This is a genomic window from Actinopolymorpha alba DSM 45243 (assembly GCF_000373925.1).
Lineage (GTDB): Bacteria > Actinomycetota > Actinomycetes > Propionibacteriales > Actinopolymorphaceae > Actinopolymorpha > Actinopolymorpha alba.
This window is the reverse complement of the sequence record NZ_KB892832.1, coordinates 1-11,293: the sequence shown is the minus strand read 5'-3', so window position 1 is coordinate 11,293 and position 11,293 is coordinate 1. Positions and strand designations below refer to the sequence as shown.

The 11,293-nt window shown below is 68.9% G+C and carries 7 protein-coding genes; 3 read left to right on the top strand and 4 right to left on the bottom strand.

All coding sequences use genetic code 11. The features are described from left to right. Positions 1 to 373: 373 nt before the first annotated feature. Positions 374 to 1,438, bottom strand: a complete 1,065-nt coding sequence (locus tag B141_RS52505) for an RDD family protein (RefSeq protein WP_020580421.1) — start codon at positions 1,436 to 1,438, stop codon at positions 374 to 376. A 52-nt stretch (positions 1,439 to 1,490) separates the two neighbouring features. Between B141_RS52505 and B141_RS0138105 the strand changes: the two genes are divergently transcribed. Continuing rightward, positions 1,491 to 2,492, top strand: a complete 1,002-nt coding sequence (locus tag B141_RS0138105; protein WP_020580420.1) for a stage II sporulation protein M — start codon at positions 1,491 to 1,493, stop codon at positions 2,490 to 2,492. Positions 2,493 to 2,656: 164 nt separating this feature from the next. After that, a complete protein-coding gene (locus B141_RS0138100) occupies positions 2,657 to 6,439 on the top strand; it encodes a S8 family serine peptidase (protein ID WP_020580419.1) in 3,783 nt (1,260 codons plus the stop codon). 89 nt (positions 6,440 to 6,528) lie between these two features. On the opposite strand, the gene B141_RS0138095 is transcribed toward B141_RS0138100, so the two are convergent. From B141_RS0138095 to B141_RS0138085, 3 genes are all read right to left on the bottom strand, one after another. Further along, a complete protein-coding gene (locus B141_RS0138095; RefSeq protein ID WP_020580418.1) occupies positions 6,529 to 7,545 on the bottom strand; it encodes a helix-turn-helix domain-containing protein in 1,017 nt (338 codons plus the stop codon). Positions 7,546 to 7,617: 72 nt separating this feature from the next. Beyond that, the gene (locus B141_RS45140) at positions 7,618 to 9,003 is read right to left on the bottom strand and encodes a M14 family zinc carboxypeptidase (RefSeq protein WP_020580417.1); all 1,386 of its coding nucleotides are present in this window, start codon (positions 9,001 to 9,003) and stop codon (positions 7,618 to 7,620) included. Between the two features lie 251 nt (positions 9,004 to 9,254). Then, positions 9,255 to 9,920 carry a TetR/AcrR family transcriptional regulator gene (locus B141_RS0138085; protein WP_020580416.1) on the bottom strand — a complete coding sequence of 222 codons (666 nt, stop codon included), beginning with the start codon at positions 9,918 to 9,920 and terminating at the stop codon, positions 9,255 to 9,257. Between the two features lie 144 nt (positions 9,921 to 10,064). Between B141_RS0138085 and B141_RS0138080 the strand changes: the two genes are divergently transcribed. Continuing rightward, complete coding sequence (locus tag B141_RS0138080) at positions 10,065 to 10,742, top strand: DUF998 domain-containing protein (protein WP_020580415.1); 678 nt, start codon at positions 10,065 to 10,067, stop codon at positions 10,740 to 10,742. Positions 10,743 to 11,293 lie beyond the last annotated feature (551 nt).

Genomic DNA, 11,293 nt, shown 5'->3' with positions numbered 1-11,293 from the left:
TCCTTGAAGCAGGGCGGGCAGTGCGCCAACACAGCAGTCACAGCAAGACTCAAAGACTCGCCCCAACAGGCGATCTTCCGCGCGGCCTGAAGCAACACGCCAAGCTCGAACCCATTTACACGCCGACCGATCGACGCCCGCGAACGCCACCGCCAACTCCGGACCGGGAAGCATGTCGCCAAACCCGGGCGGGAGCGGTGAGATCCGCACACCATCGCCGTCGCTCATATGTTCGATCTTACTCCGCCAAGATCGCTCCCGCAATTAGTGGCGACCGCAAGAACCCTTATTTGCAAGGGATTCTGCGGCTGCGGTGTAGATGGAAGAGCGGTCTCGACGTAGATCACCGCGCAGACGACACAACTGGCCCAGCTCAGCGAGGCGGCGCGAAACCACCCGAGGACGGCGGAGGGGAGGACTGCGGAGGAGATGACTGCGGAGGCGCTGGCTCCGTCGGAGCGTCCGAGTGAGGTGTGGGGTCGGCCGCCTGCGAAGCTGATTCGAGCGGTGAATGCGCATGAGTGGACGCGCTCCCCGAACCCATCCCAAACCCCTGCCCCGCCCCCGGTCCGAGCCCCTGCCCCGCCCCCGGTCCGAGCCCCTGCCCAACCCCCTGCCCAAGCCCCTGCGCCCGGACGTCGCCGGATGCCTGCATTGAACCCCCGCCGGACCACTGCCCCGCCGGGGCGGTCTGGTGTAGCTGGGCGAACGCCCTCTTCCGGCGTTCGCCGAGGACGGCGGCGAGGTAGGCCCACGCGGGAACGCCGGCCGGCGGTGGCGGGGAGACGTACGTCACGACGGCGCCCGCGAGCTGGTTGCCCAGCGCCGTGCGTGCCTCGGGGGAGAGCTCGTGGTAGCGGCTGAGGTACGACCGGACCGACAGCGCAAGGTCGTCCGGCAGCCGGGACATCTCCGCCCGCGAGGCCCAGGGGAGCAGGGCGGGGGGTACGTCGGGGATCGGGTCGGCGGCCTTCGGTGCCCGCTCTCGGAGGACGACGGTGCCGGCGAGGATGTCACCGACCCGCTTCCCCCGGGGCGAGAGCATCGCGGTGAAGAACCCCACGCAGCCCGAGGTGAGGAAGAAGTCGACGAACACCCCACAGAGTGCACGCACCAGCGCCTGGCGGAACCCGACCGGTCCGCCGTCGTCGCGGACCACGCGCAGCCCCATGGCGTACTTACCGATGCTCTTGCCCCGGGTCAGCGTCTCGATCGTCGTGTTGTAGCCGACGAACGTGAGCACCAGGCAGGCGATGACGAGGCCCCCGATGAGGGAACCGCTGGCGCCGTCGCCGGTGACGAGCGCGACGAGGATCATCAGGATCCCGAAGCAGACGAGCTGCAGGAGGATGTCGATGAAGAACGCGAGCGCCCGGGTCGCCGGACGGGCCAACCGTAACTCGAGGACGACGGCCTCACCTGTGACGAGATCGCTCACCGCGGGTCCTCCCGGTCCGGCGTTCAGCTTCGGGCTCCATTAGTGTGCCAGCGTGGACCTCGACGCGTACGTCGCCGCTCATCGGGCGCACTGGAATCGCCTTGAGGTCCTGCTCTCGCGACGCGGACGCCTCACCGGTGAGGAGGCCGACGAGCTTCTCACGCTCTACCAACGGGTCGCCACCCACCTGTCCGTCGTACGCTCGAGTGCCCCTGACGCCGTGCTGGTCGAGCGCCTCTCGACCCTGGTAGCTCAGGCACGCAGCGCGGTGACGGGCGCGCACACGCCGGCCTGGCGGGACGTCGCGAGGTTCTTCACGGTGACGTTCCCGGCCGCCCTCCACCGGAGTGCGGCATGGTGGCTGCCCACGGCGGCGGCGTTCCTCGTGGTCAGCTGGACGGTCGGTTGGTGGGTCGCGACCCACCCCGAGGTTCAGTCCGCCATTCTCCCACCGCAGGCCGTTCAGCAACTGGTCGACCACGACTTCGCCGACTACTACAGCTCGGCGCCGGCGGCGGAGTTCGCGTTCGGGGTCTGGACCAACAACGCGTGGATCGCCGCCGGATCGCTTGCCGGCGGCGTGCTCCTCGGCGTACCCGTGATCGTCATGCTGTGGCAGAACGCCGTCAACGTCGGCATCTCCGGCGGTCTGATGTGGGACAACGGTCGGGCTGACGTGTTCTTCGGCCTCATCACCCCGCACGGACTCCTCGAGATCACGGCGGTGCTGGTCGCGGCCGGGGCTGGCTTGCGGCTGGGCTGGACGGTGGTGAGTCCTGGCCCGCGTACCCGCCTCCAGGCGCTTTCGGAGACCGGTCGGGAAACGATCGGGATGGCGCTCGGGCTCGCGATGATGCTGCTGGTGTCCGGCGTGATCGAGGCGTTCGTGACACCGTCCGGACTCCCGACCTGGGCGCGGGTGGGCATCGGCGTGGTTGCCGAGGTGGGGTTCGTTCTGTACGTCATCGTGCTTGGCGGCCGGGCCGTGCGCGCCGGAGCGACCGGCGACATCGCCGCGGCTGCGCGCGGCGATCGCCTGCCAACTGTCGGTTAATCACGCCTGTCGCACAGGCGACATGTCACAACTGCGGCAGCTGGACGTAGTGACGCCTGGGTGCAGGAAACCGCAACCTGCCCTTGGCACGGTGTGGTTCCGGCCCCGCTCGGGCTTCGCCCGTCCGGGCCCACCCCACCACGACGTTCAGAGAGGGACTGCGGATGCGGAGAAGAGCCCGGCTGGCCGCCCTTGGCGCGGCCTCGGTGCTGGTGGGTACGGCGGTGCTCGCCGTTCCAGGAAGCCCTGCCAGCGCACAGAAGACGACCGAGGTGGCGGGTGGGCGGAGCTGGACCGTCACGCTGATCACCGGCGACACGATCCGGGTCGAGCGGCTGCCGGACGGCCGGCAGGCCGCGACGATCGAGCCGGGCCCCGACCGTGACAGGATCAGCTTCCAGCAGCTGGAGGTCGACGACGACCTGCACGTCTTTCCTACAGACGTCGTTCCCTACCTCGACGCGAAGCTGATCGACGCGGATCTGTTCAACGTCACCGAGTTGATCGACCAGGGGTACGACGACGAGAGCCGATCCACCCTCCCGCTGATCCTCGCCTACCGCGACAGCGTTGACGTCGCGGAGGTGAAGGCGGCGAGCGTCGCGGCTACCTCCGCCTCGGGACCGGTCCTGGAAAGCATCAACGCCCGCGCGGTCGCGGCTGACAAGAAGGCCGCCGAACGCTTCTGGGAGTCCGTGGACGATGACAAGCTGACCGCTCGGTCCACGGCGGCGCCGAAGCTCGCGGGCGGGATCGAGCGCATCTGGCTCGACCGTAAGGTGCGGGCCAACCTTGACCGGAGCGTCCCGCAGATCGGTGCGCCGACGGCCTGGGACGCGGGGTTCAACGGCACGGGCGTGACGGTCGCGGTCCTCGACACCGGCATCGACACCACGCATCCCGACCTTGCCGGCGTGGTGGCACAGAGCAAGAACTTCAGCGACAGCCCCACCACGGATGACAAGTTCGGCCACGGCACCCATGTCGCGGCGACCGTCGCGGGCACGGGTGCTGCGGCGGGCGGCACCCGCAAGGGCGTCGCACCGGGTGCGAAGGTCCTGGTGGGCAAGGTGCTCGGGGACGACGGCTTCGGTCTGGAGTCCTGGATCCTCGACGGCATGGAATGGGCCGCCACCTCAGGGGCGAAGGTCGTCAACATGAGCCTCGGCGGCGGGCCCACGGACGGCACCGATCCCATGAGCCAGGGCCTGAACGCCCTCACCGAAGAGACCGGCACGTTGTTCGTCGTCTCGGCGGGCAACAACGGGGAGTCGGGTGAGTTCACCGTCGGCACCCCAGGCGCTGCCGCCGACGCCCTGACCGTCGGGGCGGTCAACCGGGACGAGTCCCTGGCGCCGTTCTCCAGTCGTGGTCCGCGGCTCGACGACTTCGCGGTCAAGCCCGACATCACCGCACCCGGTGTCGGTATCGTCGCCGCGCGGGCGACCGGAACCAGCATGGGCACACCGGTCGATGCGCACTACACCGCCGCGTCTGGTACGTCGATGGCGGCGCCGCACGTGGCCGGAGCCGCCGCGATCCTCGCCCAGCGCCACCCCGACTGGAAGGCGGGCCAGCTCAAGGACGCCCTGGCCAGTACGGCGGTACGCAAGGACGGCTTGACGGTGTTCGAGCAGGGCGGCGGGCGGGTCGACGTGGCGCGCGCGGTGACGCAGAGCGTCCACGGCACCGGCACACTCGACCTCGGGATGTACGCCGACAAGTCCGATGCCGGCGAGGTCCGCAAGGACGTGACGTACACCAACACCACCACGAAGCCCGTGACGCTCGCTCTCGACCTCGCGCTGCGCGGCCAGGACGGCAACCCGCTCGCGGCTGACGCGGTGCGACTCGGCCAGTCGAGCGTGGTGGTGGCACCCGGTGCGACCGTGACCGTGCCGATCACCGTCGACCCGGTGAAGGTCCCGCGCGGCCGGTCCGGCGGCTATCTCGCCGCGACGGCCGACGGCGGGATCGTCGTTCACACCTCGCTCGGCCTGATGAAGGAGGCGCCGCGGCACCGGGTGACGTTCACCGGCGTCGGGCCTGACGGCGGGCCGGCATTCGTGAATCCGCTGACGTTCTACGGCGAGGACTCCCGCTTCGACGTCCTCGGCTACCTGGTCGAAGGCCGCACGCGCACCTACGAGGTCGCGGAAGGCACGTACTTCCTCCACGCGATGATCAGCCAGCGGCGGGGACCTGACGAGGAGACGTTCGTGATCGACGACCCCAAGGTCGAGGTCACGAGCGACATGACTGTCACTGTGGACGCGCGCACGGCCAAGCCGGTCGTCATCAAGACCCCGAAGCCAGCGGTGCAGGACGGCATCCTGAGTTTCTACTCCCACCGGGAGTTCGGAGCCCGTGGGATCAGCCACTACACGATGCAGTTCGACACGACCCGCCGGGTCTACGCCACGCCGACGGAGCGGCTGGCCGAATCGGCGTACGAGTTCGGGACGCGGTGGTCGATGATCGCGCCGCCGTTGACCGGGCGGGTGGTCACCCCGAAGGGTGGCCCGTCGCTGGAGTTCTTCTACCTCCGCGCCTCCCAGGCTCTGGACGGCACCACGAGCCTGCCCGTGGTCGACGTCGGGGCCGGCCAGCCCAAGGACTACGCCGGCCTGGACGTACGCGGAAAGATCGCCCTCGTCTCCTCAGAGGACTGGGACTACGACCAGCGGGTGGTGGACGCGGCTGCCGCCGGTGCGAAGATGGCGGCCATCATCGTGCCCGAGGACGCCTACGCCTGGTCGAAGCTGAACCTCGCCGAAGGCGAGCGGCTGCCGGCGATCGGTGCCCTCATGACCCATGAGCGGGGCGCGGACCTGCGGGCGTTGGTGGCGCGGGGCAAGGTCACCGTGGAGCTCACCGGCGTACCCGTCAGTCCGTACCTCTACGACGTCATGCAGGTCTCCCGCGGCCAGGTGCCCAACCAGATCGTCCACACGGTGAGCGACCGCAACTCCGCGACGATCAGCACGCAGTATCACGAGCCGGGTGGTGAGTCGTGGTCGAAGGAGCAGCGGTTCGGCTGGCGGCCCTGGCAGGACACGGCGATCAACCAGTACCAACGCGTCGTGAAGACGCCGCTCACCCGCGAGGAGGTCGTCAGCGCGGACGGCACGTGGTGGCAGCACCGGGTCAAGCACTACTACAGCTGGGACAACATGAACCCGCTGCCTGGCGGCATGACCCAGGCGCCGCAGCGATACAAGGCCGGGCAGAAGCTGAACGAGCAGTGGTACGCACCGGTCGTACGTCCGGCGATCCCGCGCGGCGTCGAGGGACTCACGTCGTACCGCACCGGCGACACCTTGCGGATCCGGATCCCGGAGTTCGCCGACAGTGGCGCGGGGCACTACGGCTACGCGGAGGGCGACCTCGGCTCGCTCCCGGACGAGGGGTCCGCGAAGCTCTACCGGAACGGCGAGTTGCTGGCCGAGGACGCCTTCGCCTGGGGTGATTTCCCGGCGGGCGGCGCGAGCGGCGACTACCGCCTCGACTTGACCATCAGCCGGACCAGTGCGGACTGGGCGTTCTCGACCCGGACCGACACGTCGTGGGCGTTCGGGTCGAGTCGGCCCGCCAGCGGCGCCCAGCCGCTGCTGCCGCTGCTCCAGCTGGACTACGGCGTGCCGACCGACCTGACCAACAAGGCCGCCTCGGGTCGCGCACTGCCGATCGACCTGACCGCTCGGCACCAGGACGGGCTGCGCGGACCGTCCGTCACCCGGATGGCGGCGTGGGTGTCCTACGACGATGGCGCGAGCTGGTCCACGGTGGAGGCGGTGACCAGCAAGGGCGGCGGAAGGTACGGCGCGGTGGTGAAGCACCCGGCACTCAGCCGCACCAACGGGTACGTCTCGCTGCGGGTCCGGGCTGAGGACGCGGCCGGCAACTCCGTGACCCAGACCGTGCTCCGTGCGTACGGCCTGAAATAGCCCGCACTCCCCGGTGATCATGATCGTGGTCGTGAAGGCAGAAAGGGCTATGAGTCCCGAAAACCTTCATGATCACGGTCATGATCACCTCACCCGTCGAGCCAGCCGAGCCGGGCGACCTGCCAGGCCAGCTGCATGCGGGTGTCGGCGTTCGCCCGCCGCATGAGGTCGTGGATCCGCCGTTGCACGGTCCGCTGGCTCAGCCCGAGTTGGGTGGCGATCGCCTTGTCCGCGACGCCGGCGACGAGCAGGGACAGCAGGTACTTCTCGTCGTCGGCGAGCACGCTCGGGGCCGGCCCGCCCCCGGCCTCACTCAGTGCCGGCTCCTCGCCGCTGACCGGATCGGCGAGCCGCAGCGGCGACGCGCGGTCCCAGTAGCTCTCGAACAACGCGAGCAGCGCGGCGAGGAGGCTGCTCTCGCGGACCAGCGCCGCGGTGGGCTCGCCCACCCCGTCGGCGCCGGGGACGAGCGGGCACAACGCGAGCGAGCCGTCAGCCACCGCCAGGCGGACCGGCAGCGTCGAGGTGGCTCGGGCGACCTCGCCGTGCCGGATGCCGGCGGCGACGTTCTCGATCATCCCGGGTTGCTCGAGGAGGGCGCGTTCGTAGAGGACGCGGTAGCGCACCCCCTTGTCGAGCATCTCGAACTCCTCGGTGTTCTCCTCCGAGGGCATCGCCACGTGACCCGCCTTGCAGAACCACACGATCTCCTCGCGGGCGCTGCGCTGGAGGTTCGCGAGTTGCTGGCGGATCGCGGCGGCGCCGGTGATGACCTCGACGAGTTGGGCCGCGTCCCGGCGGCGGGCGCTGGCGCGATAGTCGTCGGTGAGCTGGGCGACCTCCCGGCGCGCCCACTCCAGCGCCTCCTGGCCGCGCAGGAGCAGCGGGCCGAAGCCGACGTCGGGCGGCGTCGCGGCGTACCGCGGCGGCGCGCCCGCGACCCTGCTCACCAGACCCTTCGCACGTAGGGATTCCAGGATGCCGAGCACCGCGCCCATCTCAGAGCCGAGCCGGTCGGCGATGGCCGCCGGTTCGGCGACGAGCGTCGCGACGAGCAGGCGATAGACGCGTTCCTCGTCCGGCCCTACCCCGGTGGCCTCCAGCATGCGTACTCCTCCGTCCGCCGGCGTTCTGTCACGCTGGTACGAAAGGTTCGCACGCACGCTCCATCCGCGGCATCACCGCGCACCACCGGGCCGGACGCCGCCGTTCGCCCCCACCGCGTAGGCCGCCGTGACCAGGATGGCGCCGTACTGAACCCGCACCAGCGACCGGATGGGGATCGGCTCCTCGGCCGTGTCCTGCTCGGCCGCTTCGGCCCAGCAGGCGTAGACCTCTGACAGCATCCGGTGCTGGCCGCGGATCGCGGGGGAGACGTTGCCGGCCGCGAGCTCACTGTCGAGTGCCTGCAGGAGCATGCCGCCGTTGCGCAGCCGGAACATGTGGACGCTGTCGAGACAGTTGAAGCGTTCGCCGCGGGTTGCGGGGCGCTTGCCCTCGACCTGGCCCGCGCGTTTCAGCTCCTGCTCGGCGGTCTTGGCGATGGAGGGAACGAACGCACGGACCGCCCGCAGGTACGGCGAGTCGATGGTGAGATCGGAGCCCGCCGCGTCCAGGACCCCGGTGAGGACCTGCGCTGTGTCGGCCAGCTTGTCGACCCGGGCGCGCAGCAGGTCGGCGTACCCCTCCTCGATCGGCTCCTGGCTTGCCGCGTCGGGGTGCGCCCAGTACGGCACCTCACTGACGAGGGTGAGGGTGCCCCAGCGCTCGGCGTACGACCAGCTCGGACCGCCGTACGCCCGCTGGAGCGGGTCGAGGCCGAGGCCTTCGAGGAAGTCGTACGCGTCCTCGTTGCGGAGCGCCTCGTAAATGCCCGCGGCCAGCTCCACGGTGTAGGGAGTCTCTGGTTTGTTGGCGTACAACGGAAGCCCGAGCGCCGCGGGCACGGCGTGCAGGCGGGGATAGAGCGGAGCGGCCGGCCTGGACAGGTAGTAGTAGACGCCGCCGTGCTCGCCGTTGTGGAGCGAACACATGAAGACCGGGCGGGTGTCGTCGATCAGGCGCATCAGCGCGAGGGTCTCGGGGAGCACACGGTCGGAGTAGGCCTTCTTGTAGGCGAACGGGAACGTCCACTCGACCTGCTCGTTCGGGGCCGGTCGGTAGAAGTGCCGCCCGTAGCTGCTCCGGGTGAAGGGGCCGCCGAACCAACGTTCGTTGAGCCGTGCCCCGTCAGGATCGATACAGGGAACGATGTGCCACCGCAGGCCGAGCCGGTTGCGCAGGGCGTCGTCCCGGCACAGGACGCTCGCGAGGTGCTCGGCGGTGACACTGCCGACGGGCTCGTTCGGGTGGACACCGGCGAACACCACCGCGTCGGTCGCGCCAGTGCCGATGGTGAGGCACCGCAGGGGTTCACCGAGCCGGGAGGTGCCGATGCGGTGGAGCGTCGCGAGGTCTGAGTACTCCTGGGCGAGCCGCTCGAAGCGGGCGGTGAGCTCGTCGACCGTAGGGAAGCGGTGGTTCTCGGGTACGTCGGCGCTCAGGTGCACGGGGTCCAGATCCACCGGCTTGCCTTTCGTCGGGTTGCCCGCGGCTGGAGGAAGCGGGACCCCCGAGCCCGGCTTTCGTCACGTCACCGTCACTTCGTCGTGAACGATCTGTCCTGCGTGATCTTCACGTTAGACAGGTTCGTGCCGTGCGCGTAGCCGTACGTGGCAGAAATGCGTGGCGCGACCAGAGGTTGGTCGCGCCACGCTGTCCTTCGCCCAGCTGTCCGTCACACCGTCTCAGGGCCTAGGTCACCCCTGGCGGTCGGTCATCGGCCAGGGCCGTACGCCCTCAGGAATACGTCGACGCCTTCGAGCGCCCGGCGTTCGGTCTCGTCGAACTGCGGCTCCTCGTCGCTTGCCGTGAAGAGCGCACGGTCGAGCGGGGCGCCCAGGATCAGAAAGGCAAGGTGCTCCGAGGCCAGCCGCGGGTCGTCGACAGCCAGCAAACCACGCCTACCGAGTTGCTCCATCCCCTCGGCAAGCGCGTCCATCACGCGGTCTGGTGCTCGTGCGTAGTAATCCCTCGCCAGCTCGGGGAACCGCTCGGCCTCGCCGATGAGTAGCCGCCGCAGCCGCACCACTCTCCCGCTCAGGACAGTACGGACCAGAGTGACGGCGACAGCCCTCAGCTCGGCCGCGACATCGTCGGTGTCCGCCAGCGTGGACGCGATCTCGGTCGAGAACCGCTCGGCGACGGCGAAGGCCTCGGCCAGGATCTCCCGGAACAGCTGCTCCTTACCGCCGAAGATGTTGTAGACCGTCCGTTTGGAGACCCGAGCCTCCGCGGCGATGTCGTCGACGTTCGCCCCGAGATAACCGTTCGTCAGGAAGTGCTCGGAGGCCGCGGCGAGGATCGCTGCCCGCGAGCGTGCGATCCGCGGGTCGAGTGCCGCATAGCTGGTTGACGCAGGCTGTTTCGCCCGTGCCGACACGGGGTCACCTTCTCTCGCCTTATCGCGGCCGCATCTCTCGCGGGTACTGATCAGTGTACAACTACACCGAGGAGTGTAATACTGCCCTCGCCAGTGCAATAGTTTGCGCGCCAGACTCCGGTCCGAGTAGAAGGGTCCAAGTCCATGACCAGCACGTCACGGCAGAGCGAGCGTTTCGGCAGCGCAGCCGCCGTCACCCGTTCTCCTCTTGGTTGGGGCGTGGTGGCCGGCCCCCTCTACCTCACAGTCGGGCTCGTGCTCGCGGTCACTCGCGACGGATTCGACATCACGCGGTACCCGCTCAGCCTGCTCATGCGCGGAGAGTACGGATGGGTTCAGGCGCTCAACCTCGGCTTGGCTGGACTCATGACGCTGGCGGCCGCCCTGGGTTTCGCTCGCGCGATGCGACGCTCGAACGGCAGCTTCTGGGCGGGCGGTCTCGTCGGCGGCTACGGGATCTCCCTCGTCGCGGGCGCGATCTTCCCGCCGGACCCGATGGACGGATTCCCGCCAGGAGCCTCCGCCAGTCAGCCATCCCTGAGCGGCCTGCTTCATTTCGCGTTCGGCGCGATCGGGTTTCTGCTCCTGGCAGCGGCCGCGTTCGTGGTGGCCAGATGGTGTAAACGACGAGGGGAAACCTCGTGGGCGGTGTGGTCACGGGTCAGCGGAATCGTGGTGATCGTCGGGTTCTTCGGCGGCGCGTTCATGCCCAGCCCGGAGCTCGGTGTTCTGCTGCTGTGGATCGTCGTCGTCGCGATCTGGGCATGGCTCGCCGCCGCATCCGTTCACCTCTACCGCACAGTGCCGCATCCTGACGCTTGAGTCCCGGCGTTCAGAGGTGGACGAACTGGGATGCGATTTACGCCGCGACACCTTCAGGTCTGCCCGCGATGTGAGACAAGGCAGGCGTTGTCTCACATTGTGTACGCCTTCTCCGGTGCGAGGCAGGGCATATCCTCACCAGGCAAGGCAAATTCGCCTAGTGGGGTGGGGAATTGCCGCGTGAGGTCTGCCAAAGGGTGTACACAATGTGAGACAGAAGCCCGGCTTCTCACTATCCGATACAACCGGGTGTACGCCATTCGAGACGCCCGCCACCTCGCGCGGTTATTCCCCACGAAGCACGCTGAATTCGCCTTGCTTGGCGACGACTCGGTGCAACGAGAACCCGAACTGGCCTCGCATTCGCAGCACCTCAGTAAGAGCGTGAAAACTTCAGGGGGTCATAGCAACCCCAAAGTCTTCACAATCTGGGATGGCCTGGCCATCACGAGGCTGCCGATGGGTTCAGCCGGACCTAACCCGGATTTCTCAGCATGCGAACTGCCGGGGCGTACGCCCTTTGAGACGGAACTCCCGCGCCGCAGAATTCC